Source organism: Sphingomonas sp. Root241 (assembly GCF_001428865.1).
In the GTDB taxonomy this organism is placed as follows: domain Bacteria; phylum Pseudomonadota; class Alphaproteobacteria; order Sphingomonadales; family Sphingomonadaceae; genus Sphingomonas.
In genome coordinates this window covers 1,435,273-1,458,964 of sequence record NZ_LMIV01000001.1, presented here as the reverse complement: position 1 = coordinate 1,458,964, position 23,692 = coordinate 1,435,273, and the positions used below count along the sequence as shown (strand labels likewise).

Sequence of the window (23,692 nt, the reverse complement as noted above, 5' to 3'; positions counted from 1 at the left end):
TTCGTATTTGAGCCGTTCGGCTCGCTATATGGGTGCTCAGGCGAGCGCCGCCACGATCTGCGGCACGATTGCCGCGGCGGTGAGGCCGAAATGCTCGTAGAGCGCGGGCGCAGGGCCCGATGCGCCGAATCCATCGATGCCGAAACGCATGCCGGCGATCCCGGTATAACGCTCCCAGCCCATCGTCGTGCCCGCCTCGATCGAGACGCGCAGTACGTGATGGGGAAGGATATCGTCGCGATATTCCGCGCTCTGGGCATCGAAGCGCTCCCAACTCGGCATCGACACCACGTCGGTGCCGATTCCCCGCGCTTCCAACTCTGTCCGGATGGCGACCGCGATCTCTACTTCGGAGCCGGTGGCGATCAGCACCACCTGGCGCTCCGCCTCGGCTGCGAGCAGGCGATAGGCGCCCTTGGCGGAACGGTTCTCGCCGCCGTCGGTGCGCAGCTGCGGCAGATTTTGTCGCGAGAGCGCGAGCAGCGACGGGCCGTCGGTCTTCTCCAGCGCCAATGCCCAGCATTCCGCGGTCTCGATCGTGTCGCACGGGCGATAGACGTCGAGATTGGGCATGACGCGCAGGCTCATCACGTGCTCGATCGGCTGGTGCGTCGGGCCGTCCTCGCCGAGGCCGATCGAATCGTGCGTCATCACATAGACGACGCGCGTCCGCTGGAGTGCCGAGAGCCGGATCGCCGGCCGGGCATAGTCGGAGAAGACGAGGAAGGTGCCGCCATAGGGGATCACGCCGCCATGCAGCGCCATCCCGTTCATCGCCGCCGACATGCCGAACTCGCGGATACCGTAATAGACGTAGCGGCCCGAATAATCGGCCGCGGTGAGCGGCTTGAGGCCTTTGGTCAGCGTGTTGTTCGAGCCGGTTAGATCGGCCGAGCCGCCGATCGTCTCGGGCAATGCCACGTTGATGGCCTCGAGCGCCATCTCGGACGCTTTCCGCGTGGCGACCTTCTGCGGATTGGCGAGCAGGCCGTCGACATAGGGCTTCAGCCAGTCGGGCGAGACATTGCCGCGCTTCTCGAAAGCCGCGTGATTGCCGTCGCTTGCCAGCCGTTGCCGCCACGCAGCATGAGGTTCCGCGCCGCGCTTCCCCGCCGCCAGCCAGGCCGCGCGGATCTCTTCGGGAACCTCGAAAGCAGGATAGTGCCAGCCCAAGGTCTCGCGCGCAGCGGCGACTTCGTCCGCACCCAGTGCCGCGCCGTGCACTTTGGACGAACCCTGCTTGTTGGGCGCGCCCTTGCCGATGATCGTCCGGCAGCGGACCAGCGACGGCCGCTCATCGGCGAGCGCTGCATCGAATGCTGCGGTGATGCTCGCTTCGTCATGCCCGTCGCACTCGACGACATGCCAGCCGGTCGCGGTGTAGCGCGCGGGGATATCCTCGCTCGACGAGAGCGACACCGCGCCGTCGATCGTGATCTTGTTGTCGTCCCACAATACGATCAGCCGCCCGAGCTTGAGATGCCCGGCGAGCCCGATCGCCTCATGGTTGATGCCTTCCATCAGGCACCCGTCGCCGGCGATCACCCAGGTGCGGTGATCGACCAGCGCGTCGCCGAAGGTCGCGTTGAGGTGCCGCTCGGCAATCGCCATGCCCACCGCCATCGCCACGCCCTGCCCCAGCGGCCCGGTAGTCGCCTCGACTCCCGCCAGCTCGAAATTCTCGGGATGCCCCGCGCACGGGCTGCCGACCTGACGGAAGTTGCGGATGTCCTCCAGCGTCGGCCGGGCATAGCCGGTCAGATGGAGCAGCGAATAGATCAGCATCGATCCGTGCCCCGCCGAGAGCACGAAGCGGTCGCGGTCGGGCCAGTGCGGATCGGCGGGATCGAACTTCAGATAGTTCTGGAACAGGACGGTGGCGACGTCGGCCATGCCCATCGGCATGCCGGGATGCCCCGAATTGGCGGCCTCCACGGCGTCCATCGATAGCGCGCGGATGGCATTGGCGCAGTCGGTGAAGGATGCGGACACGTGGACTCCCCTGCTGGTCGCGGACGCCTTTGGGACGCACGCGCCCGCGCGTCAACCGCTCGACGGGCCCGGTTCGGCAAAGCCGCTGGCCGCTCCCGAAGAATCGATGGGCCGTTCGGCGCATGCGCTCTTGCCGCGCCCGCTCGCTCTGCCTAATCGATATAACATGGCCGAAAGCCCTGCAGACCGGATCGAACAGGCGCTCGCGCGGATCGAGGCAGCAGCAGCCGCGCGCGCCTACGCCACTGCGCGTCTCGCCAGCCGCCACGCCAAATTGCGCGCACGGATCGAGGAAGCGGTGAGCTCGCTCGACGCGCTGATCGCCCGCGAGACGTCGAACGTGGAAGCCGAGTAATGGCCGATATCGACCTCACCATCGCCGGACGTACCTATTCCGTCGCCGCGCGCGAAGGCGACGAGCCGCATCTTCGCCACCTCGAATCGATCCTGCAGGAGCATGCGGTCACCGCGCATCGCGCCTCGGGCGGGCTCAACGCCGAGCGGACTTTGGTGTATCTCGCGCTGATTCTCGCCGACATGGTCGACGAAGTGCAGCGCAATCCGCCCGAAGGCGTTTCGCCGGTGCTGCTCGAGCGGATCGCCGATCGCCTCGAAGCCGTGGCCCTTGCGCTGGAAGAAGACGCCGCCGAGGCTTGAAATCGCACGTCGGCGCGGTTGCTTCTCCGCGCCCGCCACCCTAAATGCATATGCGGCGGGCACTGCCCGGTACGAGCCTTGGCATTATCCCTGAGGCTATTCATCATCCATGGGAGCTGTCCCTGTGCAGATCCTGGTCTGTCGCACATGGTTCCCACCTGACGTAACAGGCGTCAGAGGATATTCTGGCAAACGGCCATGGCGGTCCCGCCACCGCATTCGCGCATGATTCTGGACAAACCCGCGCTCCGCGCGAAGCTCCGTGCCGATCGCGACCAGTTCGCCGCCGAATCGACGACGGCCATCCTCGCGCCCGAGGCCTTTGTCGAGCGCATCCGCGAAGGCATGACCGTCGCAACCTATTGCGCGGTCGGCAGCGAAGCCGATCCGACCCAGCTCGCAGCCGCTGCGGCTGCCGCCGGGTGCAGGCTTGCTTTGCCCTTCGTCGTCGATCGCAGCGCGCCGATCCGCTTCCTCGCCTGGCAGCTCGGCGAGCCGCTCGTCGCAGGTCCGTTCAACCTGCGCCAGCCTGATCCCGCAAGCCCCGAAGTCGCGCCCGACGTCATCCTAACGCCGCTGGTCGGGTTCGATCGCCGCCTCAATCGCCTGGGCCAGGGTGCCGGCCATTACGACCGCGCCTTCGCCCGCTACGAGGCGGCCTGGCGCGTCGGCGTGGCATGGTCGGTACAGGAAGTCCCTGCTATCCCCGCCGATATCTGGGACGTGCCGCTGCACGCGATCATCACCGAGGAAGGCATGTTGTGGCACGCGGAGAAGTGAAGGCGAGTTGGCGCAAGCCTGCGGGCATGCTCGCGATCCTGCTGCTGATCCTCGTCTGGGTGGTGCTGGTCGCCAGCTTCTCGGCGGAGATCGGCAGCCTGCCGATCCTCGTCCAGCTGGTGATCTATGTGGTGCTCGGCATCGTCTGGATCGCACCGCTCAAGCCCCTGCTGCTCTGGATGGAAACCGGGCGCTGGAGAATGAGACGCGACTGAGCGGTCGCGTGATCGGGGAACAAGGGAGAGAATATGGCTTTCGGGCGCAGGCGTAGTGCGGGTTTTGCAGGGTATTCGGATGCGGCATTGCTGCTGGCGCGCCTTGTCGTCGGCGCCTTTCTGATCTGGGGCGTCTGGGACAATATCCAGAGCGCCGCGCGCATGGCCGAGTTCGCGCGCTTCCTCGCCGGGCACGGCTTTCCCCAGCCCAAATGGATGGCGCTGATTTCGGTCTGGGCGCAGTTCGCCTGCGGCGTCGCCTTCGTGCTCGGGCTCGCGACGCGCTGGGCGGGGCTGCTCTGCGCCGTCAACTTCGCGGTCGCGCTCGCGATGGTCGATGCCAGGCTCGGCATCCGCGCCGCCTTTCCCGCGACCAGCCTGATCCTGTTCGGGCTGCTCTTCGCGACGCTCGGCGCGGGCCGCTATGCGATCGATGCGATGTTCTCCCGCCGCTAGTCCTTCTTGGGCCCATCGTCCTTCGGGGCTTCGCCCTTCGGTTTCTCGGCGTCCTTCTTCTTGCCGAAGGTCCGGATCGCGATCCACACCCCGCCCAGCGCCACGACGACCGCCGCCAGCGCGATGAACAGCTTCTCGAGCCCACTCAGCACAATGGTGCCGGCGTCGAGGTCTTTCTTGATCTCCTGTGCCTTGCGCGCGCGGCGTTCGCTGTCGGTGACGTTCACTGCGATGTCGAAGGTCCTGGTCTCCAGGTCATAGCGCGAGCGCGAGCCATCCGCCGCCTGGGCGTCGACCGAGATGGTCAGCATCAGCTTCTGCGCGCCTTCCTCCTTCGCCTTGATCCGCCACTGCCAGACCTCGCTTCGGTCCGCCGCCAGCGTCTTGGCCTGCGGCCCCGGAGGCGTGATGTCGAACCCGCCGCCGCTCAACGTGGCGGTCATATAGTGGCCGACCTGGGTAGTGATTTCGACATGCTTGGCGCGCTCGGTGCCGACCGTGGCGTGCACGTCTTCGGCATTGGCCTTCTTGCCCACGCTCAGCACCAGGTCGCGGCTCTCACCCAGCTTCATTTGCTTGGGCGCCTCGAACACCCCGAGACCGGCTTGCAGGTTGGCGCGCTCGCGCGTGTAGCGCCGGCATTCCGATGCGCTGGCGTCCTGGTCGACCGCTTCGCAAAAGACAACGTCGTCGCCGGCGCTGGCGTTCACCGTCACGACGTTCGATTCCGGCCCCGTGGCGTTGGCTTCGACGTTCTCGGCTGCGTTGTCGCCGGTATAGGCGTCTTCGCCATAGTCCACCGCGCTGACATTCTCCGCGGAGTCCCTTTGGGCTCCGCAACCCGAAAGCAGCAGGGCGGCGGCCAGCAAGGCGGGCGCCGAAAAAACTTGGGCGAAGACACGGGATCGCATCGCTTCCTCCTCGGATGGACGGACGGCGACCTGCTTTGTTATGCAGATGTGAAGCTATAGGAGTGCCCCCGCTTGTCAATGACAGCGATGGGAACGGCATGGCGCGAGTGACGGGGCTCGAACCCGCGACCTCCGGCGTGACAGGCCGGCGCTCTAACCAACTGAGCTACACCCGCTTGAACCAGGCGGGGCGACGCATGCCGCATCTTGGAAGGCGCTACGATTTGACCACATCGGAATTCCCGCAAGGGATCCCGCGTGGCGCGAGTGACGGGGCTCGAACCCGCGACCTCCGGCGTGACAGGCCGGCGCTCTAACCAACTGAGCTACACCCGCTCTCGAAGCGAGGAGGCGCCACTAACCCCGGCTTCCGGGGGTGTCAACCGGATTGGTCGCGACTCTGCCGGCGGTGCGCATGGGTTTCCCCCGGATGGCGGATCAGCGTGCCGTGTTCGAACAGGAATCCGGCGATATCGGGCTTGCCCGCGGCGTTGAGCACGGTCTGGATGATGATCAGCAGCGGCACCGCGAGCAGCGCGCCGGGCGTCCCCCACACCCATCCCCAGAAGCTCAGCGAGACGAGGATGAGGATCGGGCTGATCGTCAGCCGGTGGCCCACGATCAGCGGCGTCACCACATTCGCCTCGATCAGATGCGCGCCGATCATCAGCACGGCAGGCAGCAGCGCCCACCAGATGTCGGGGAAGCTCATCAGCCCGCCTATCGCGAGCAGCAACGCCGCCATCACCGGGCCGATATACGGGATGTAGTTGAGCAAGGCGACGATGCCGCCCCACATCAACGGCGTCGGCATGCCGATCGCCCAGAGCGCTCCCGCGACGATCAGTCCCAATGTGACGTTGATCAGCGTGATCGTGCCGAGATAGGCCGAAGTATCGTCGACCACGTCCTGGATCACCCGCGCCGTCGCCATCGCGCCGCCGAAGCTCGCCCGCCGGGTGATCGCGTTGCGCCTGAGCCGGGTCCAGCCCGACAGGAAGAAATAGATCACCAGGATCGCGAAGAACATTTCGATCAGCGCCGACGGCGCCGACGTAGTGAACAGATCGAGCAGCGAGCGCGGCGGCGCCACGGCGATCGTCTCCGGTTGCCGCGCCGGCGCGGCGGCGAAATTGGTCAGCGTCCGGTCCACGAACCGCTCGAGGTTCGAATAGAAGCGGATCAGCGGCTCGAGGTTGTGCTGAATCTGCGGGATGCTCTCGGGCAGCCGCTGCATCCATTGCCACGCCGGCACCACGATCGAGGCGAGCGCGATGTTCGCGGCAATCAGGAAGAGCAAGACGCAGGTCAAAGCGGCCAGCGGCGCCGGCATCCGGTGCCGCTCGAGCCATTCGAGCATCGGCACCATCGCGATCGCGATCACCAGCGCGGCAGTGAGCGGCAGGAAAAAGGGCGACCCCTCCTTGAGCGCGAAGGGAATGAGGAACAGGAGCCCGATGCCGATCATCAGCGCCAGCGCGGCCATCAGCCGGTCGCGCTTGAGCCCGTCGCCCATGCTCTCCTGGCCTTCGGGCGCCGGCAAGGGCTCGCGCGGCGCCACGGGTCGAATGCCCTCGCCCTCGCTGCTGCCGCCCATCGCCCCGGGTTGATCGTCCACCCTGCTCTCTCCTTCTCCTCGCTTCTAGGAGCCGCAAGGGGCGGTAGCAACGCCCTGCCAGTCGGGTTAGGCTGGCTTCATGGGCGAACTCCTGCTGGTCCTCGACGAGGGCACCACCTCCACCCGCGCGATGCTGTTCGAACCGTCGGGCAAATGCGTCGGCACCCAATCCGCCGAGCTCACCCAGCATTATCCCGGTCCCGGGCTGGTCGAGCACGACGCCGCCGAGATCTGGACCCGCAGCCGGGCCTGCGCGCAGGCAATGATCGACAAGGCGGGCGGCGCGCAGGCAATCGCCGCGATCGGGATCACCAACCAGCGCGAGACCATCGTGTTCTGGGACAAGTCGACCGGCGAGCCGCTCGCCCCCGCGATCGTCTGGCAGGACCGGCGCAGCGCCGCGATGTGCCGCGCGTGGCGCGAGGCCGGCGAGGAACCCGGCGTCCAGGCCCGCACCGGCCTGCTGCTCGACCCCTATTTCTCGGGCACCAAGATCGCCTGGGCGATGGAAAACTGGCCCCAGCTCAAGCAAGCGGGCGACCGCCTCGCCATCGGCACGATCGAGAGCTGGCTGGTGTGGAAGCTCACCAATGGCCTCCACATCACCGACGCCACGAACGCCTCGCGCACCTTGCTGATGGGACTCGGATCGGGTGGCTGGAGCGACGGACTGCTCGACATGTTCTCGGCGCCCCGCGACGCCCTCCCCGAGATCATCGACTGCGCCGGTCGTTTCGGCGTCACCAAACTCTTCGGCGGCGAGATCCCGATCTGCGGCCTCGCCGGCGATCAGCAATCCGCGACGATCGGCCAGGCGTGCTTCGCCAAGGGCGATACCAAGGCGACCTACGGCACCGGCGCCTTCGTCCTCACCAATGCGGGGACCGCTCCACCCGCCTCCAAGAACCGCTTGCTCGCCACCGTGCTCTGGCAACTCGACGGCCGCCGCACTTATGCGATCGAAGGCTCGGTGTTCGTCGCCGGCAGCCTGATCCAGTGGCTCCGCGATTCGGTCGGCCTGATCGAGACCGCGCCCGAGACCGAGGCGCTGGCCCGCTCCGTCCCCGACAATGGCGGCGTCTATCTCGTCCCGGCCTTGAGCGGTCTGGGCGCGCCGTGGTGGGAGCCGGAAGCGCGTGCATCGCTCTCCGGGCTCAGCTTCTCCAGCACCCGCGCGCACATCGTCCGCGCCGCACTCGAATCCATGGCGCACCAGAGCCACGACCTGAAAACCGCCTTCGCTGCCGATGGGGCGGACTGGGCGCGGCTGCGCGTCGACGGCGGCATGATCACCAACAACTGGCTGGCGCAAGACCTCGCCGACATGCTCGGCGTGCCCGTAGATCGGCCGGATTTCGCCGAGACCACCGCATTGGGGGCAGCGATGCTGGCGGGCGTGGGCTGCGGGTTGTTCAACGGGCTGGAGGAGGCGGCGGCGATGCGCGGGAGCTGCCGGACGTTCGAGCCGAAGCTCAAGGCTGGTGCACGGAACGCGAGGCTCGAAGGCTGGGCAAAGGCCGTCCAAAATATCGTCATCCCCGCGAAAGCGGGGACCCATCTCCCGCCCCCCCCACGGGCGAGCGAGTAGAGATGGGCGGGTACATCTACATCGTCACCAACCGCAAGAACGGCGCGCTGTATACCGGCGTCACCGCCGACATCGCCCAACGGATCATGCAACACCGCGAAGGCACCGGCAGCCGTTTCGCCGCAGAGCACGAAATTCTCCGCCTCGTCTATGTCGAGTTTCATGAGAGGATCGAGGACGCGATCATTCGCGAAAAGCGGATCAAGAAATGGAATCGCGCATGGAAAGTGGCGCTGATCGAAGAGTCCAATCCCGGCTGGCGGGACCTTTGGTTCGACATCAACAAATAACGTCATCCCCGCGAAAGCGGGGACCCATCTCGTGTGCTCTCCCGATCTACCGCGGACGTATTCGCGGAAAGTCCAGGAGATGGGCCCCCGCTTTCGCGGGGGTGACGAAGGGTAAGATCAGGCCGCCGCCTCGCCCGCGAACAGCGCCCGCAATTCGGTCTTCAATATTTTCCCATTCGCATTCCGCGGCAGCACGTCGCTCGCGAAGCGCACCTGCACGGGCACCTTGAACCCTGCCAGCCGCGCGCGCACCCAATCCTGCAGCTCGGCCTCGGTCGCCGAGGCGCCCGGCGCGAGGTGGACCACCGCCACCGGTTCCTCGCCGAGCGTCCGGTGCGGCATGCCGACCAATGCGCAATCGGTCACCGCCGGATGCGCGTAGAGGACATCCTCGACTTCGCTCGAATAGATGTTCTCGCCACCGCGGATGATCATGTCCTTGGCGCGGTCGACGACATAGAGAAATCCGTCCTCATCGAGCCGCGCGAGGTCGCCCGTCCGCACCCAGCCGTCCACGAAGGTCGCCGCGGTGGCCTCGGGCTTGTTCCAATAGCCCTTCACGATCATCGGCCCGCGCGCCCACAATTCGCCCACCTCGCCCAGCGGCAGTTCGCGGTCGCCCTCGACCGACATGATCTTCAGGTCCGCCGCCGCTACGGGAGGTCCGGCGCTGGTCGGCCGGCTCAGATAGTCTTCGCCAGAATGCGTCGTCACCGTCGCGGTGGTCTCGGTCATCCCCCAGCCATTGCCGGGCAGCGCGCCGAACTCCTCGTAGATCCGCTTGACCAGCTCGGGCGCGGAAGGCGCGCCGCCATAAGCGATCGTCTCCAGGCTCGACAGGTCGTAATCGGCGCGGGCCGGATGCTCGAGCAGTTGCCACGCGATGGTCGGCACGCCGCCGGTCGCGTTGACTTTCTCGCGCTGGATGATCTCCATCGCCAGCTCGGGCTCCCATTTTCGCATGAACACGAGAGTCGATCCCGAAGCGACCGCGCCCATCATCGCCGCCGAACACGCCGTCACATGGAACAGCGGAATGACGAGCAGCATGACCTTGGGCTCGGGCGTCGCCGGCGGAATCTCGCCCCGGCGCAGCATCGTCCGCGCCGCGACATAGGCGCTCGACATGATGTTGGTGACGAAGTTGCGGTGCGTCCCCAATGCGCCCTTGGGGCTGCCGGTAGTGCCGCTGGTGTAGAAGATCGTCGCGTCGTCGTCGGGCGCGATTTCGGCGTCGGGGAAACCGATATCCTCCAGTTCGCCCCAGCCGCCCGTCTCGCCGATCAGCGATTCGAGCGCGATCGCAGGCGCCTCCAGCACGCCCTTGGCCCGGCTCACCACCACGCGCTCCAGGCCCGGCAGCTGATCGTAGCATTGCTTGAGCCGTTCGTGCCGCTCGCCATCGACGAACAGGACCTTGGCACCCGAATCCTTCATCGCATATTCGAGCTCGCCGCCGGTCCACCAGGCGTTGAGCGGCACCATGATCGCACCGATGCTCACCGCGGCGAAGAAGATCGCCGGCCATTCGGGCAGATTGCGCATCGCCAGCGCGACGCGGTCGCCCTTCTTCACGCCCATCTCGACCAGCTTGTGCGCGATCTGGGCAGTGGCGCGATAGTTCGCCTCGAAGGTCACGCGCTCCTTCTCGTAGATCGTGAACTCGCGGGCGCCATAGGCTCGCACCATCTGCGCGAGGATCCGCAGCGATGGCGGCGCGTTTTTCCACACCCGAGTCGGCACTCCGCGAATGTCGATCGTCTCCATCTCGAACTTCGCGCCGGGGGCAGTCAGCAGCGCCTTCGTCTGCTCTAGCGACATTTTGGGCCAGTCGGGGTCGAGCGGCACGATCGGTTCGGGAGCCAAGCCAAGTCTCTCCATATTTCTGAACATTGGGTTTGGGCGTCGCTGCCCAACCGGAAACAACGTTAGTGTTGATTCGTGTCGCGCTCAAGGCAATAGGGGAAGCGCACCACGGATAAGGTGCGCCTGACCGGATTCGAACGAGAGGTATGCCGCTCCCGATGCACATGACACGGCCCGGACGCTACGGATTCGATGCTTCCCGGCTCGCGCGGATCGATGCATTCGTGAAGGAGCACTATCTCGACTCGGGCAAGCTGCCCCATGCACAGCTGCTCCTCGCCCAGGGTGGCGAGATCGTGCATTTCTCGCATCAGGGCCCTGCCCGCGAAGGCGGAGCCTCGGTCGACGAAGGCACGCTGTTCCGCATCGCCTCGATGACCAAGCCGATCACCAGCCTCGCCTTCATGATGCTGGTGGAGGAGGCAAAGGTGTCGCTCGACACCCCGGTCCACCATGTCCTTCCCGAATTGAAGGGGGTGGGTGTCTATGCCGGCGGGGGCGGCAATTCTCCCTTCACGACCGCGCCCACAGCCGAACCGATGCGGATGATCGATCTGCTCCGCCACACTTCGGGCCTCACCTACAGCTTCCAGAACCGCACCAATGTCGACGCCGCTTATCGCGAGTCGAAGATCGAGAGCTGGCACGGCAATCTGACGCTCGACGAATTCGTCGCGGCGCTCGGCAAGCTCCCGCTCGAATTCTCCCCCGGCGCCGAATGGAATTATTCGGTGTCGACCGATGTGCTCGGCGCCGTGGTCGAGCGCGTCTCGGGCATGCGGCTAGACGCCTTCCTCACGACACGCATCCTCGCTCCGCTCGGCATGAACGACACCTTCTTCCAAGTGCCGGAGGACAAGATCGCCCGCCTCTCCGATTGCTGGGCGCTCGACGAGGCCAGCGGCAAGCGCGTGATGTACGATCGCGGCGAGGCCTCCGCCTGGTCGCGCTTCCCCCGGCTGATCTCCGGAGGCGGCGGCCTCGTCTCGACCGCGCTCGACTATCACCGCTTCTGCAGCTTCTGCCTGAACGGCGGCGAACTCGACGGCGTCCGCCTCGTCAGCCCGAAGACGATCGAGCTGATGACGATGAACCACCTCCCCGGCGGTTCGGACCTCGCGACGATGTCGAAGGCGCTGTTCAGCGAGACCACTAATGCCGGCGTCGGCTTCGGGCTCGGCTTCGCGATCACCACCGATGTCGCGCGCACGCTGATGCCCGGCTCGGCCGGCGAATATTATTGGGGCGGGATGTTCTCGACGGCGTTCTTCATCGATCCGGTCGAGCGCATCCACATGGTGTTCATGACCCAGCTCACCCCCTCGATGCGCTACCCGATCCGCCGTGAACTCAAGACCATGATCTATTCGGCGCTGGCTGATTCATGATCAGCGCCGCTTCCACCCCCTTCGTCACCCCCGCGAAAGCGGGGGCCCATCTCCGGAACGCTCCGCCGATACGACAGCTGTCGTACTGTCGCGTTAGCGCACGAGATGGGTCCCCGCTTTCGCGGGGATGACGGTACAGGCTTACAGGAGAATGAAATGACTTCCCCCATCACCACCAGCCGTCAGGGCGACGTCCTGATCCTCACGTCGGACAATCCGCCGGTGAACGCGCTCGGCGCCGCCGTCCGCCAGGGCCTGCAGGCCGGGATCGAGGAAGCGAAGAATGATGACGGCATCAGGGCGGTCGTGATCACCTGCGCGGGCAAGACCTTCTTCGCCGGCGCCGACATAACCGAGTTCGGCAAGGCGATGCAGGAGCCCTCGCTCCCCGTGCTGGTCGATCAGATCGAGGCGCTCGACAAGCCGGTGATCGCCGCCGTCCATGGCACTGCGCTCGGCGGTGGCTGCGAAGTCGCGCTCGCCTCGCATTACCGCATCGCCGTCCCCAGCGCGAAGTTCGGCCTCCCCGAAGTCAAGCTCGGCATCCTTCCCGGCGCCGGCGGCACCCAGCGCATGCCGCGTGTCGCGGGCGTCGAGACGGCGCTCGAACTCGCCACCAAGGGCGATCCGATCTCGGCTGAACAAGCGAAAGCCGTCGGCCTCGTCGATCGCCTCGCGACCGAAGGCAATCTCCTCGCCGACGCCGTCGCCTTCGCGCAGGAAGTCATCGGCAAGCCCGTCTCGCGCTCTAGCGAGCGTCCCGTCACTGTCGATCCCGCGGTGTTCGAAGCCTTCCGCAAGGCGAATGCGAAGCGCTTCCGCGGCATGGACGCCCCCAACGCCATCGTCGATCTGATCGAGGCGACCGCCGGCAAGCCCTATGCCGAGGGCGTCCAGGCCGAGCGCATGGGCTTCATGAAGCTGATCATGGGCACCCAGTCCGCTGCGCTCCGCCACATCTTCTTCGCCGAACGCAAGGCGACGAAGATCGACGGCATCGCCGAGGATATCCAGCTGCGCGACATCAAGCGTATCGGCGTGATCGGCGCCGGCACGATGGGCGGCGGCATCTCGATGAACTTCCTCACCGCGGGCGTGCCGGTGACCATCGTCGAGATGGCGCAGGACGCGCTCGATCGCGGCACCGGCACGATCCGCAAGAACTACGAGGCCACGGCCGCCAAGGGCCGGATGACCGCCGAGCAGGTCGAAGGCGCGATGGGCCTCCTCAAGCCGACCTTGAACTTCGATGATCTCGCCGAGTGCGACCTGATCATCGAGGCGGTCTATGAGAGCATGGACGTCAAGAAGGACGTGTTCGGTCGGCTCGACAAGATCGCCAAGCCCGGCGCGATCCTCGCCTCGAACACCTCCTATCTCAACATCGACGAGATCGCGGCGGTCACCAGCCGCCCGCAGGACGTGCTCGGCCTCCACTTCTTCTCGCCGGCCAACGTGATGAAGCTGCTCGAGATCGTCCGGGGCGCCAAGACCGCCGACGACGTGCTCGCGACCGCGATGGCGCTCAGCAAGAAGATCAAGAAAGTCGCGGTCATCGCGGGCGTCTGCTACGGCTTCATCGGCAATCGCATGCTGATGCCGCGCCAGGTCGAGGCGAACAAGATGCTGCTCGAAGGCGCCACGCCCGAGCAGATCGACAAGGTCCATGTCGCCTTCGGCATGCCGATGGGGCCGTTCCAGATGGCCGATCTCGCCGGCGTCGACATCGGCTGGCACCGCGATCCCAACCGCATCGAGAACATCCGCGACGCGCTCGCCGCCGAGGGCCGCTGGGGCCAGAAGAAGAGCGCCGGCTTCTACGATTATGACGAAAAGCGCACGCCCTCGAACAGCCCCCGCGTAGCCGAGCTCATCGCCGAGTGGCGCGAGAAACTGAACGTGCCCCAGCACGAGGTCACCGAAGAGGAGATCGTCGTCCGCACGCTCTACACCATGGTCAACGAAGGCGCGCTGATCCTCGCCGAGGGCATGGCCCAGCGTGCGTCGGATGTCGATGTGGTGTGGGTGTACGGCTATGGCTGGCCTCCGTACCGCGGCGGCCCGATGTTCTGGGCCGACACCGAAGGCCTCAAGAAGATCGTCGACGGCCTCGAGAAATACGGTTTCGAAGTCGCCCCCCTGCTCCGCGAAAAGGCGGAGAAGGGCGAGAAGTTCAACAAGTGACGCCTTCCTAGCCCTCTCCCGCTTTCGCGGGAGAGGGTTGGGTGAGGGTCTTCTTCTTCTGCCCGTCACGACCGATCGAAGAAGACCCTCACCGCTGCGACTAGGCAGCAAAGCTGCCAAGTCTCGCTCCTCTCCCGCGAAGGCGGGAGAGGGTATGGAGAACCAGGATGCCTGATACCGACGTCGAAACCTTCCGCGCCGAGACCCGCGCTTGGCTGGAGGAGAATTGCCCTCCCACCATGCGCACCCCGATGCGCGGCGAAAAGGACGCCACCTGGGGCGGCCGCAACCCCGTCTTCGTGCACCCCGACCAGAAAATCTGGATGGACCGGATGGGCGCACGCGGCTGGACCGTCCCCGATTGGCCCAGCGAATATGGCGGCGGCGGGCTCACTCCCGCCGAGACCAAGATCCTCCGCGAGGAGATGGCGCGCCTCAAATGCCGCAATCCGCTCAACAGCTTCGGCATCTCGATGCTCGGCCCGGCGCTGCTCAAATACGGCACCGAGGAGCAGAAGCGCGAGCATCTCCCCAAGATCGCCCGCGGCGAAATCCGCTGGTGCCAGGGTTATAGCGAACCCAATGCCGGCTCCGACCTCGCCGGACTCGCCACCTCGGCGGAAGACGCCGGTGACCATTATATCGTCAACGGCCAGAAGGTGTGGACCAGCTATGCCGATCAGGCCGACTGGATCTTCTGCCTCGTCCGCACCGACAAGACCAACAAGCAGGGCGGGATCAGCTTCCTGCTGTTCGACATGGCCAGCGAAGGCGTGTCGACCAAACCGATCCTGTTGATCAGCGGCTATTCGCCCTTCTGCGAGACCTTCTTCGACAATGTGAAGGTCCCCAAGGTCAATCGCGTCCATGACGAGAACAAGGGCTGGGACGTCGCCAAATACCTGCTCGGCCATGAGCGCGAGATGATCTCGGGCATGGGCCTTGCCAGCCGCGGCGAAGATCCATTGATCGAGGCCGCACGCAAGGGTGCCGACCCGATCCTGCGCGCCCAGATCGCTCTTTTCGAAGTGCGCTCGAAAGCCTTTGCGGCGATGTCGGAACGCTTCATCGACGAATTGAAGGCGGGCAAGGCGCATCCCGCCCAGCCCTCGATGATGAAGTACTACGGCACCGAGCTGAACAAGACCCGCCACGAGCTGATCATGGCCGCGGGTGGATCGGACACGCTCGAGTGGGAAAGCGAAGCCTCGAACCACGGCGCCGCCCCGCGCGCATGGTTGCGCACGAAAGCAAATTCGATCGAAGGCGGCACCAGCGAGATCCAGCTCAACATCATCGCCAAGCGGATATTGGATTTGCCTTCTTAGCCCTCTCCCGCTTGCGGGAGAGGGTTGGGTGAGGGTGTGTGGTGGCCTCACTCGACCGGCTGATTGATCTGACTCACCCTCACCCCGCCCCTCTCCCGCAAGCGGGAGAGGGGGAAGGAAAGAAAGAAATGCCCCTCTACCTAACCGACGAACAGCAGATGCTCCGCGACACCGCGCGCGACTTCGTCGCCGAGCACGCCCCCGTCAGCCACATGCGGAGCTTGCGCGACGCCGACGACGCGACCGGCTTCTCGCGCGATTTGTGGAAGCAGTTCGCCGAACTCGGTCTGACCGGCATCCTGATCCCCGAGGCGGACAACGGCCTCGGCCTCGGCCATGTCGAAGCGGGCGTGGTACTCGAGGAGATCGGCCGCAACCTTTCGCCCTCGCCTTTCCTCACCACCGCCGTCGTCGCGGTCGAAGCACTCAAGGGCACCCCGCACGCCGCGCGCTGGTTCCCCGGCATCCTCGCCGGCGAGGCCGTCGCCGCGCTCGCGATCGACGAGCGCGCCAAGCACGATGGCAAGATCGAAATGAAGGCCGAGCGCGCCGGCAATGGCTTCCGCCTCACCGGCGCCAAGCAGTTTGTCGCGCACGGCCATGTCGCCGACCTGCTCCTCGTTGCCGCCGCGACCGACCATGGCACCACGCTCTTCGCCGTCCCCGCGGACGCCAAGGGGCTCACCGCCGATCCCCGGCGCCTCGCCGACGCCAGCCTCGCCGCACGACTCAGCTTCGACGGCGTCGAAGTCGATGCCGATGCCGTGGTCGGCGAAGTCGACCAAGCCCCCCTCGCCCGCCTGCTCGCCGCCGGCCGCACCGGCGCCTCGGCCGAATTGCTCGGCGTCGGGGGCGGCGCGATGGACATGACTGTGTCGTACCTCAAGGAACGCAAGCAGTTCGGCCAGCTGATCGGCAGCTTCCAGGCACTCCAGCACCGCGCCGCGCATCTCTACAGCGAGATGGAAGTCGCCCGCGCCGCGGTGCTCAAGGCGCAGCAACTGCTCGACGCCGGCGATGAACGCGCGGCAGACTCGGTCTCCGTCGCCAAGGCGATGACCGGCCTCGCCACGACGCTCGCGGTGCAGGAAGGCATCCAGATGCACGGCGGCATCGGGATGACCGACGAATATGATATCGGCTTCTACATGAAGCGCGCGCGGGTCCTCGCGGAGCTGTTCGGCGACACCAATTTCCACGCCGATGCGCTGGCCCAGGCGGCGGGATATTGATGCGCCTCCAAACCCAATACCGTCACCCCCGCGAAAGCGGGGGGCCATCTCGTGCAGAGGCCACGAGGTACAACGGCTGTTATGCGCGCGGCGCGTCCCGGAGATGGGCCCCCGCCTTCGCAGGGGTGACGAATAATGCCTGAACCCACCCCCGCCGAGCTGGTAACCCAGCTCACCACCCTGCTCGACGTCGAGGAGATCGACACCGACCTGTACCGCGGCCCCCGCCTCCCCGGTGGCGTCGGCCGTGTCTTCGGTGGGCAAGTCATCGCGCAGGCACTGCAGGCCGCGCAACGCTCGGTGGACGGCGACAAGACCGCGCACTCGCTCCACGCCTATTTCATGCGCCCGGGCGACGAGAACCATCCGATCATCTTCCGCGTCGTCCGCGATTTCGAGGGGCGCAGCTTCGCCAATCGCCGCGTCATCGCGATGCAGAAGGGCCAGCCGATCCTCAACATGACGGCGAGCTTCCAGACGCCGTCCGAGGGCCTGCACCACCAGGACGCGATGCCCGACGTCCCCGATCCCGACGACCTTCGCTCCGAGCGCGAACTGCGCGAGCAGATCCGCGACCAGGTTCCCGAGAAATTCCGCCGCTTCTTCCTGCGCGCCCGCCCGATCGAGATCCGTCCGGTCAACCCGCGCAACTGGTTCGCCCCCGACAGGATGGAGCCCGTCCAGCATAGCTGGTTCCGCGTCGTCGCCCCCTTACCCGACGATCTCGCGCTCCACCGGGCGATGCTCGCTTATGCCAGCGACATGACCCTGCTCGGCACCTGCTTGCTCCCGCACGGGGTCAGCTGGATGACCGGCGACGTTCAGACCGCCAGCCTCGACCACGCGATCTGGATGCATGAGCCGTTCCGCTTCGACGAATGGCTGCTCTACACCACCGACAGCCCCTGGGCCGGCCATGCGCGCGGGTTCAACCGCGGCAAGATCTACAGCCGCGACGGGCGCCTCGTCGCCAGCGTCGCGCAGGAAGGCCTGATCCGCTTGCGCAACGACCGCTAGGAACTAAGAGCGGCGCATGGCAACGCGCAGCTTTCCGTATGTCACCCTCGACGTCTTCACCGACACTCGCTTCGGCGGCAATCCACTCGCGGTATTCACTGCCGCCGAGGGGCTGAGCGACGCCGAGATGCAGGCGCTCGCCGCCGAGATGAACTATAGCGAGACGACCTTCGTCCTCCCGCCCTCCGATCCTGCCAACACTGCGCGGGTCCGCATCTTCCACCGTACCGCCGAGATGCCGTTCGCCGGCCACCCCAATGTCGGCACCGGCTATGTCCTCGCCGGCCTGCGCCCCGAAGCCGGCGACGTCCTGCGCTTCGAGGAGATCGCCGGCCTCGTCGAAATCCGCATCGCCCGCGATGCCCAAGGCAATGCCACCGGCGCCGAGATCGACGCCCCCCAACCGCTCCAGATCCTCGGCACCTTGCCGGTCGATGCAATCGCGTCGTGCATCGGCCTTACCGCCGTGGACCTCGTCACCACCACGCACATCCCCACCCGCGCCAGCGTCGGGGTCGATTTCACTCTCGTCGAAGTCGCCGCCGACGCACTGTCGCGTGCACTTCCCGACATCGCCATCTATCGCCGCGTGGCGGAAGAGCATCTCGGCGCCGGCGATCGGCTGTCGATCTTCCTCTACGCCCGCGACGGCAATCGCATTCGTGCCCGCATGTTCTCACCGCTCTCAGGCACCTGGGAGGATCCCGCCACCGGCAGCGCCAATGCCACCCTCGCCGCCCTATTGCTCTCGATCCTCGGCGGCGATGAAGCCCGCTTCGAAGTCACCCAGGGCGTCGAGATGGGCCGCCCGAGCGACCTCCGCCTCCGCGCCTGGCGCGCCGCCGAAGGCATCCGCGCCAGCGTCGGCGGCAGCTGTGTTCCCGTGCTGCGTGGCGAGGCGACGCTCTAGAAAGCGGGCTTGCCGAACTCCTGCCGCGTCACGGGATGGCTGGAGGAAAGCCCGCCATCGACCACCCATGCCTGGCCATTGACGTAACTCGCCTCGTCGCTCGCGAGGAACAGCGCCACCCGCGCGATCTCTTCCGGTGCGCCCGCACGGCGAAGCGGATTGAGCCGCCCGAGCTTGTCTTCCTTGCCCGTTTCGCGCGCATATTCGAAGGCACGCGCGGTCATTCCCGTCTCGATCAACCCGGGGCAGATCGCATTGACCCGCACATTCGAGGTCGCGAGCTGCTGCGCCGCGGTTTGTACCAGGTTGATCACCCCCGCCTTGCTCGCCGAATAAGCCGGCCCGCCCGCACCCGAGCGCAGCCCCGCAACGCTGGCCGTGCACAGGATCGCGCCGCCGCCCCGCTCGACGATCCTGGGCCCGGCATGCTTGATCGCCAGTGCCGGGCCGACCAGGTTCACGCGCAGCACTTCGGTCCAAAGCTCGACGGTCGAATCGAAGATGCCCGAAGCCCCGCCCGAAATGCCGGCATTGGCATAGAAGATGTCGAGCCCGCCGAAGCGCTCGCACGCGGTGGCGACCAGCCGCTCGACATCGCCCTCGTCGCCCGCATCCATCCGGATCGCGAGCATATTGTCCCGCCCGGCCACGGTCTCGTCCACCGCCTCGCTCAGGTCGGCGGCGACGACATTCGCACCCTCCTCGGCGAACAGCCGCGCGGTGGCGCGCCCGATCCCCGATCCTGCGCCGGTTACGATGACGACCTTGTCCTTGAAGCGCATATTCCCTCCTCGTCAGGCCTAGATCGTAACGCCGCCGTCGATCACCATCGCCTGTCCGGTCATGAACGCACTGGCCTTGCTCGCCAGATACACCACCGCGCCGGCAATCTCCTCCGGCTCGCCGATCCGGCGCAAGGGCGTGGTCGAATTGGTGACCTTGATCCGCTCGGGATCCTCCCACAATGCCCGCGCGAAATCGGTTTTGATCAGCCCCGGCGCGATGCAATTGACCCGCACATTGTCAGGCCCGAACTCGACGGCATAGTTGCGCGCGAGCTGGAAGTCCGCCGCCTTGGAAACGTTGTACGCCCCGATCACCGACGACCCGCGCAGTCCGCCGATCGACGAGACGATGATGATCGATCCGTCCTTCCGCGCCCGCATCTCGGGCGCGACCATCTGGATCAGCCAGTGGTTGGACAGGATGTTATTGTCGAGGATTTTCCGAAACTGATCGTCGGCGATCCCCTCGAGCGGCCCATAATAGGGGTTCGACGCGGCATTGCAGACGAGAATGTCGACGCGGCCGAACACGCGCCGGGTCTCGTTGACCAGATGTTCGAGCGCAGCCTTGTCCGAGATGCTCGCCGCAACCGCCAGCGCCGTGCCTTCGCCGAATTGCGCGTCAAGAGCAGCCGCAACCTCGTCGCACGCATCCTGCTTGCGGCTCGAGATCACCACCTTCGCGCCGTGCGCCGCCAGCGCCTCGGCCGAAGCCCGGCCGATCCCCCGCGTCGATCCGGTGACGATCGCCACCTTGCCGGTCAGGTCGAACAATCCGCTCATCTGATTCTCCAAATACATTCGCCCTGAGCTTGTCGAAGGGCACCTCTCCGCGAGCGAAGGCCGGGTGGGTCGGCGTGCTTCGACAAGCTCAGCACGAGCGGATGCCTGCCGTCACGCCGCCCCCACCTCCCGCGCGAAATGCCATGCCGACGCCGCCAGCCCCGGCAGCCGCTCGACGGTCTTCGCCGCCTGATCGCTCGAGGCGTTGCCGTCGATGATCCGCTTCTTGATTCCCTGGACGATCCCGGTCAGCCGAAACAGATTGTAGGCGAAATACCAATTGAGGTCGGGCACCCCGTCGCGTCCCGTCGCCGCGCAATAGCGCTCGACCACCGCCTCGATCGTCGGAATCCCCGTCGCCGGCCCGGTGAGGCCCTTCACCCCCGAACGCCCCTCGGGCTCGGTCACCCAGCTCATCAGGAAATAAGAGAAATCCGCCAGCGGATCGCCGAGCGTCGACAATTCCCAGTCGAGCACCGCCAGCACCCTGGGCTGCGCGGCATCGAAGATCATGTTGTCGATGCGGAAGTCGCCATGGACGATCGCAGTCCGCGTCTGGGGCGGCACCGTCCGCGGCAGCCATTCGATCAGTTTCTCGACCTCGGGCATGTCGTCGGTCTGGCTCATCCGATATTGCTTCGACCAGCGCGCCACCTGCCGCTCGAAATAATTGCCCGGTCTGCCGTATTCCCCCAGCCCCACCGCGGCGCAATCGACCGAATGCAGCGCCGCCAGCGTATCGACGATCGCCTCGTACACCGCGGTCCGCTGCCCTGGCGCCATGTCGGGCAGCGCACCGTCCCAGAAGGTCCGTCCCTCGACCATCTCCATGATGTAGAATGGCGCGCCGATCACTTCGGGATCCTCGCAAAGCCCATAAGGCCGCGCGACCGGGAAGCCGGTGGGATGCAGCGCCGCGATCAGCTGGTGCTCGCGCTCGACGGCATGCGCCGAAGGCAGGATCGGCCCGAACGGTTTCCGGCGCAGCACATAGGATCCGCTCTCCGCATCAACGCGATAGGTCGGATTGCTCTGCCCGCCTGCGAACTTCTCGACGCTGAACGGCCCGGCAAAGCCCGCGACGTTGCCCGCCAGCCATTCGCCCAGCTTCGCTTCGTCGAGGTCGCTCATGCGAATTCGATCACAGAGCGCACGCTGTGCCCGCCGCGCAATTTCTCCATCGCCTCATTGACCTCGCCCAGCGTGATCCGCTCGGCCACCATGGTGTCGAGATCGAGCAGCCCGTCGAGATACATCTGCACCAGCCGCGGCATGTCGATCGGGAAGCGCGTGCTCCCCAATAGCGAGCCCTGGATCTTCTTGCCGGTCAGGAAAGTCGGCCCCGGCAGGCTGACATTGCCGCCCGGTGCGATCATCCCGAGGATCGTCGCGGTGCCGCCGCGGCGGAGGATGTTCCAGGCGAGCTCGGCGGTGTTCGGCCGGCCGACTGCCTCGATCGCATAATGCACGCCGCCATTGGTGCGCTTGAGCACGTCCTTGACGATCGTTTCGGAATTGGGATCGAGCGTGCCCGTGGCGCCGAGCTTCATCGCCAGCTCGCGCTTCTCTGGCATCGGGTCGATCGCGAGTATCTGCCCGGCCCCGGCGATCTTCGCCGCATTGATCGCGGCCAGCCCGATCCCGCCCGCGCCGATCACCGCGACGGTCTCGCCGGGCCGCACCCGGCTGTCGTTGAAGATCGCCCCCGCGCCGGTGATCACCGCGCAGCCGAGCAAGGCGGCGCGATCGAGCGGCATCTCCTTGCTGATCGCCACGCAGGCATTTTCGTGGACCAGCATCATCTCGGCAAAGGCGGAGAGATTGAGGAACGGCGCGAGCGGCGTCCCGTCGGCAAGCTTCAATCGCGGTTCGGCATCGGCAGGGCGCCGGGTCGAGGGATCGATGCACAAAGATGGCCGCCCGGTGACGCACATCTCGCACGATCCGCAGAACACCGTGAAGAAGGTGATGACATGATCGCCGGGCTTCAGATGTGCAACGTCGCTGCCCACCGCCTCGATCACCCCCGCCGCCTCGTGCCCCGGCACGGTCGGCACCGGATGCGGGAATGCCCCGTCGACGAAGTGCAGGTCCGAGCGGCACACCCCGCACGCCACGGTGCGGATCAGCACCTCGCGCGGCCCGGGCTTCGAGACCTGCACCTCGGCGATCTCCAGCGGCTTCCCGGCTTCGAAAAGTACGGCTGCTTTCATGTGTACTCCTAACCGATCATCCGTCTCTTCTTCGTGACCCCCGCGAAAGCGGGGGCCCATCTCCGGCGCGTGCACCCCGCAAAACTGCTGTTGTATGCGTGGCGGGAGCACGAGATGGGTCCCCGCTTTCGCGGGGATGACGTTGGTAGTTACCGGCTCACCCCAATCTCGCCCGACGACACCCGATCCGCCTTGAAGTCCCCATGTTTCCCGAACTCCGCCCGCGCGATCGCTCGGTTGTGGACTTCGTCCGGCCCGTCGGCGAGGCGCAGCGTGCGGATCCCCGCCCAATCATGTGCCAACCCGAAATCGTCCGACACGCCGGCGCCGCCATGCGCCTGGATCGCGTCGTCGATGATTTGCAGCGCCATGGTCGGCGCCTGCACCTTGATCATCGCGATCTCGAGCTGCGCCGCCTTGTTGCCCGCCTTGTCCATCATGTCCGCCGCCTTGAGGCACAAAAGCCGGGTCATCTCGATGTCGATCCGCGCCCGCGCGATGCGCTGTTCCCACACCGAATGATCCGAGAGCCGTTTGCCGAACGCCACCCGGCTCACCAGCCGCTTCGCCATCGCCTCGATCGCTTCCTCGGCCACGCCGATGGTGCGCATGCAGTGATGGATCCGCCCCGGCCCGAGCCGGCCCTGCGCGATCTCGAACCCGCGCCCCTCGCCGAGCAGCACATTCTCCACCGGCACGCGCACATTCTCGAGCAATACTTCGCCGTGCCCGTGCGGGGCATGATCATACCCGAAAACCGAAAGCATCCGTTCGATCTTCACGCCGGGCGCATCCAACGGCACCAGAATCTGGCTCTGCTGGGCATGGCGTGAAGCCTCGGGACTGGTCTTGCCCATCACGATCGCGATCTTGCAGCGCGGATCGCCCACGCCCGACGACCACCATTTCCGCCCGTTGATCACATAATGATCGCCGTCCCGCTCCATCCGCGTCTCGATGTTCGTCGCATCGGACGAGGCGACTGCCGGCTCGGTCATCAGGAACGCCGATCGGATCTCGCCGTGCATCAGCGGCTTGAGCCAGGCATCCTTCTGTGCGCGCGTCCCGTAGCGGTGGAGCACTTCCATGTTGCCGGTGTCCGGCGCAGAGCAGTTGAAGCATTCCGAGGCCCAGCCGAGCCGCCCCATCTCCTCGGCGCACAAGGCATATTCGAGGTTGCTGAGCTGCGTGCCTTCGAACGCGAAACTGTCGTCGACATGGGCCTGGCCCGAATGCGGCGGCATGAAGAAATTCCACAGCCCGGCCGCCTTGGCCTTGGCCTTCATCTCCTCGATCACCGGCAGCACTTTCCAGCGATCGCCCTCCTTCTGCTGCGCGCGATACTCGCCATCGCGCGGGCGGATCTCGCCATCAATGAACGACTTCACCCGGTCGCGGAACCAGGTTTCCCGCTCGCTCAGCGTGAAGTCCATCGCAGCACTCTCCAGACTGTTGTTTGGATCTGCCTAGACCGTACCG

At 66.1% G+C, this 23,692-nt stretch carries 22 protein-coding genes and 2 tRNA genes; 13 read left to right on the top strand and 11 right to left on the bottom strand.

The genetic code is table 11. From position 1 onward, the window contains the following. Window positions 1-36 precede the first annotated feature (36 nt). Window positions 37-1,944 carry a transketolase gene (tkt, locus tag ASE13_RS06755; RefSeq protein ID WP_235536935.1) on the bottom strand — a complete coding sequence of 636 codons (1,908 nt, stop codon included), beginning with the start codon at window positions 1,942-1,944 and terminating at the stop codon, window positions 37-39. Window positions 1,945-2,158: 214 nt separating this feature from the next. On the opposite strand from tkt, the gene ASE13_RS06750 reads away from it, so the two are divergent. The 5 genes from ASE13_RS06750 to ASE13_RS06730 all read left to right on the top strand — a co-directional run bounded on the left by ASE13_RS06750 (window position 2,159) and on the right by ASE13_RS06730 (window position 4,100). Further along, a complete protein-coding gene (locus ASE13_RS06750; RefSeq protein WP_056612899.1) occupies window positions 2,159-2,347 on the top strand; it encodes a hypothetical protein in 189 nt (62 codons plus the stop codon). Further along, window positions 2,347-2,649 (top strand): cell division protein ZapA, encoded by a 303-nt coding sequence (locus ASE13_RS06745; protein ID WP_056612897.1) that lies wholly within the window; start codon window positions 2,347-2,349, stop codon window positions 2,647-2,649. The genes ASE13_RS06750 and ASE13_RS06745 overlap by 1 nt, the downstream gene beginning before the upstream one ends. Before the next feature lie 225 nt (window positions 2,650-2,874). Then, window positions 2,875-3,429, top strand: a complete 555-nt coding sequence (locus ASE13_RS06740) for a 5-formyltetrahydrofolate cyclo-ligase (RefSeq protein ID WP_200955582.1) — start codon at window positions 2,875-2,877, stop codon at window positions 3,427-3,429. After that, window positions 3,411-3,644, top strand: a complete 234-nt coding sequence (locus ASE13_RS20240) for a DUF2842 domain-containing protein (RefSeq protein WP_268801283.1) — start codon at window positions 3,411-3,413, stop codon at window positions 3,642-3,644. The genes ASE13_RS06740 and ASE13_RS20240 overlap by 19 nt, the downstream gene beginning before the upstream one ends. 33 nt (window positions 3,645-3,677) lie before the next feature. Next, window positions 3,678-4,100: a DoxX family protein gene (locus tag ASE13_RS06730; protein ID WP_082596409.1), complete on the top strand. Its 423-nt coding sequence runs from the start codon at window positions 3,678-3,680 to the stop codon at window positions 4,098-4,100. Here the strand turns inward: ASE13_RS06730 and ASE13_RS06725 are convergent. The 4 genes from ASE13_RS06725 to ASE13_RS06710 all read right to left on the bottom strand — a co-directional run bounded on the left by ASE13_RS06725 (window position 4,097) and on the right by ASE13_RS06710 (window position 6,527). Further along, window positions 4,097-5,011, bottom strand: a complete 915-nt coding sequence (locus ASE13_RS06725) for a hypothetical protein (RefSeq protein WP_156404765.1) — start codon at window positions 5,009-5,011, stop codon at window positions 4,097-4,099. The two genes, ASE13_RS06730 and ASE13_RS06725, sit on opposite strands and share 4 nt — an antisense overlap. 99 nt (window positions 5,012-5,110) lie before the next feature. After that, window positions 5,111-5,187, bottom strand: a tRNA-Asp gene (locus ASE13_RS06720). A gap of 83 nt (window positions 5,188-5,270) precedes the next feature. Further along, window positions 5,271-5,347 (bottom strand) — tRNA-Asp (locus ASE13_RS06715). Window positions 5,348-5,390: 43 nt separating this feature from the next. Then, on the bottom strand, window positions 5,391-6,527 hold the full coding sequence (locus tag ASE13_RS06710) for an AI-2E family transporter (protein WP_056614851.1): 1,137 nt from the start codon (window positions 6,525-6,527) through the stop codon (window positions 5,391-5,393). Window positions 6,528-6,708: 181 nt separating this feature from the next. Between ASE13_RS06710 and ASE13_RS06705 the strand changes: the two genes are divergently transcribed. Continuing rightward, window positions 6,709-8,217, top strand: a complete 1,509-nt coding sequence (locus ASE13_RS06705; RefSeq protein ID WP_056612886.1) for a glycerol kinase — start codon at window positions 6,709-6,711, stop codon at window positions 8,215-8,217. 2 nt (window positions 8,218-8,219) lie between these two features. Continuing rightward, complete coding sequence (locus tag ASE13_RS06700; RefSeq protein WP_056612884.1) at window positions 8,220-8,507, top strand: GIY-YIG nuclease family protein; 288 nt, start codon at window positions 8,220-8,222, stop codon at window positions 8,505-8,507. A gap of 117 nt (window positions 8,508-8,624) precedes the next feature. On the opposite strand, the gene ASE13_RS06695 is transcribed toward ASE13_RS06700, so the two are convergent. After that, window positions 8,625-10,388: a class I adenylate-forming enzyme family protein gene (locus ASE13_RS06695; protein ID WP_056612882.1), complete on the bottom strand. Its 1,764-nt coding sequence runs from the start codon at window positions 10,386-10,388 to the stop codon at window positions 8,625-8,627. A 143-nt stretch (window positions 10,389-10,531) separates the two neighbouring features. On the opposite strand from ASE13_RS06695, the gene ASE13_RS06690 reads away from it, so the two are divergent. The 6 genes from ASE13_RS06690 (at window position 10,532) to ASE13_RS06665 (ending at window position 18,432) form a co-directional block, all read left to right on the top strand. Next, on the top strand, window positions 10,532-11,761 hold the full coding sequence (locus tag ASE13_RS06690; protein WP_235536868.1) for a serine hydrolase domain-containing protein: 1,230 nt from the start codon (window positions 10,532-10,534) through the stop codon (window positions 11,759-11,761). A 156-nt stretch (window positions 11,762-11,917) separates the two neighbouring features. Continuing rightward, complete coding sequence (locus tag ASE13_RS06685; RefSeq protein WP_056612879.1) at window positions 11,918-13,945, top strand: 3-hydroxyacyl-CoA dehydrogenase NAD-binding domain-containing protein; 2,028 nt, start codon at window positions 11,918-11,920, stop codon at window positions 13,943-13,945. A 167-nt stretch (window positions 13,946-14,112) separates the two neighbouring features. Then, window positions 14,113-15,273, top strand: a complete 1,161-nt coding sequence (locus tag ASE13_RS06680; protein WP_056612877.1) for an acyl-CoA dehydrogenase family protein — start codon at window positions 14,113-14,115, stop codon at window positions 15,271-15,273. A 128-nt stretch (window positions 15,274-15,401) separates the two neighbouring features. Continuing rightward, complete coding sequence (locus tag ASE13_RS06675) at window positions 15,402-16,505, top strand: acyl-CoA dehydrogenase family protein (protein WP_056612875.1); 1,104 nt, start codon at window positions 15,402-15,404, stop codon at window positions 16,503-16,505. Window positions 16,506-16,640: 135 nt separating this feature from the next. Then, a complete protein-coding gene (locus ASE13_RS06670) occupies window positions 16,641-17,522 on the top strand; it encodes an acyl-CoA thioesterase (RefSeq protein WP_056612873.1) in 882 nt (293 codons plus the stop codon). 16 nt (window positions 17,523-17,538) lie between these two features. Next, a complete protein-coding gene (locus ASE13_RS06665; RefSeq protein ID WP_056612871.1) occupies window positions 17,539-18,432 on the top strand; it encodes a PhzF family phenazine biosynthesis protein in 894 nt (297 codons plus the stop codon). Here the strand turns inward: ASE13_RS06665 and ASE13_RS06660 are convergent. The 5 genes from ASE13_RS06660 to ASE13_RS06640 all read right to left on the bottom strand — a co-directional run bounded on the left by ASE13_RS06660 (window position 18,429) and on the right by ASE13_RS06640 (window position 23,646). Further along, complete coding sequence (locus ASE13_RS06660) at window positions 18,429-19,214, bottom strand: SDR family NAD(P)-dependent oxidoreductase (protein ID WP_056612869.1); 786 nt, start codon at window positions 19,212-19,214, stop codon at window positions 18,429-18,431. The two genes, ASE13_RS06665 and ASE13_RS06660, sit on opposite strands and share 4 nt — an antisense overlap. Before the next feature lie 18 nt (window positions 19,215-19,232). Next, a complete protein-coding gene (locus ASE13_RS06655; RefSeq protein WP_056614848.1) occupies window positions 19,233-20,000 on the bottom strand; it encodes an SDR family oxidoreductase in 768 nt (255 codons plus the stop codon). A 111-nt stretch (window positions 20,001-20,111) separates the two neighbouring features. Further along, the gene (locus tag ASE13_RS06650; RefSeq protein WP_056612867.1) at window positions 20,112-21,131 is read right to left on the bottom strand and encodes a phosphotransferase family protein; all 1,020 of its coding nucleotides are present in this window, start codon (window positions 21,129-21,131) and stop codon (window positions 20,112-20,114) included. Then, complete coding sequence (locus ASE13_RS06645; protein WP_056612865.1) at window positions 21,128-22,213, bottom strand: Zn-dependent alcohol dehydrogenase; 1,086 nt, start codon at window positions 22,211-22,213, stop codon at window positions 21,128-21,130. The genes ASE13_RS06650 and ASE13_RS06645 overlap by 4 nt, the downstream gene beginning before the upstream one ends. Before the next feature lie 149 nt (window positions 22,214-22,362). Beyond that, on the bottom strand, window positions 22,363-23,646 hold the full coding sequence (locus ASE13_RS06640; RefSeq protein ID WP_056612864.1) for an acyl-CoA dehydrogenase family protein: 1,284 nt from the start codon (window positions 23,644-23,646) through the stop codon (window positions 22,363-22,365). Between the last annotated feature and the right edge of the window lie 46 nt (window positions 23,647-23,692).

Coding starts and splice junctions, on each gene's coding strand:
- tkt (WP_235536935.1), bottom strand. CDS start 1,944: ATGGACGCCGTGGAGGCCGCCAATTCGGGGCATCCCGGCATGCCGATG.
- ASE13_RS06750 (WP_056612899.1), top strand. CDS start 2,159: ATGGCCGAAAGCCCTGCAGACCGGATCGAACAGGCGCTCGCGCGGATC.
- ASE13_RS06745 (WP_056612897.1), top strand. CDS start 2,347: ATGGCCGATATCGACCTCACCATCGCCGGACGTACCTATTCCGTCGCC.
- ASE13_RS06740 (WP_200955582.1), top strand. CDS start 2,875: ATGATTCTGGACAAACCCGCGCTCCGCGCGAAGCTCCGTGCCGATCGC.
- ASE13_RS06730 (WP_082596409.1), top strand. CDS start 3,678: ATGGCTTTCGGGCGCAGGCGTAGTGCGGGTTTTGCAGGGTATTCGGAT.
- ASE13_RS06725 (WP_156404765.1), bottom strand. CDS start 5,011: ATGCGATCCCGTGTCTTCGCCCAAGTTTTTTCGGCGCCCGCCTTGCTG.
- ASE13_RS06710 (WP_056614851.1), bottom strand. CDS start 6,527: ATGGGCGACGGGCTCAAGCGCGACCGGCTGATGGCCGCGCTGGCGCTG.
- ASE13_RS06705 (WP_056612886.1), top strand. CDS start 6,709: ATGGGCGAACTCCTGCTGGTCCTCGACGAGGGCACCACCTCCACCCGC.
- ASE13_RS06700 (WP_056612884.1), top strand. CDS start 8,220: ATGGGCGGGTACATCTACATCGTCACCAACCGCAAGAACGGCGCGCTG.
- ASE13_RS06695 (WP_056612882.1), bottom strand. CDS start 10,388: ATGGAGAGACTTGGCTTGGCTCCCGAACCGATCGTGCCGCTCGACCCC.
- ASE13_RS06690 (WP_235536868.1), top strand. CDS start 10,532: ATGCACATGACACGGCCCGGACGCTACGGATTCGATGCTTCCCGGCTC.
- ASE13_RS06685 (WP_056612879.1), top strand. CDS start 11,918: ATGACTTCCCCCATCACCACCAGCCGTCAGGGCGACGTCCTGATCCTC.
- ASE13_RS06680 (WP_056612877.1), top strand. CDS start 14,113: ATGCCTGATACCGACGTCGAAACCTTCCGCGCCGAGACCCGCGCTTGG.
- ASE13_RS06675 (WP_056612875.1), top strand. CDS start 15,402: ATGCCCCTCTACCTAACCGACGAACAGCAGATGCTCCGCGACACCGCG.
- ASE13_RS06670 (WP_056612873.1), top strand. CDS start 16,641: ATGCCTGAACCCACCCCCGCCGAGCTGGTAACCCAGCTCACCACCCTG.
- ASE13_RS06665 (WP_056612871.1), top strand. CDS start 17,539: ATGGCAACGCGCAGCTTTCCGTATGTCACCCTCGACGTCTTCACCGAC.
- ASE13_RS06660 (WP_056612869.1), bottom strand. CDS start 19,214: ATGCGCTTCAAGGACAAGGTCGTCATCGTAACCGGCGCAGGATCGGGG.
- ASE13_RS06655 (WP_056614848.1), bottom strand. CDS start 20,000: ATGAGCGGATTGTTCGACCTGACCGGCAAGGTGGCGATCGTCACCGGA.
- ASE13_RS06650 (WP_056612867.1), bottom strand. CDS start 21,131: ATGAGCGACCTCGACGAAGCGAAGCTGGGCGAATGGCTGGCGGGCAAC.
- ASE13_RS06645 (WP_056612865.1), bottom strand. CDS start 22,213: ATGAAAGCAGCCGTACTTTTCGAAGCCGGGAAGCCGCTGGAGATCGCC.
- ASE13_RS06640 (WP_056612864.1), bottom strand. CDS start 23,646: ATGGACTTCACGCTGAGCGAGCGGGAAACCTGGTTCCGCGACCGGGTG.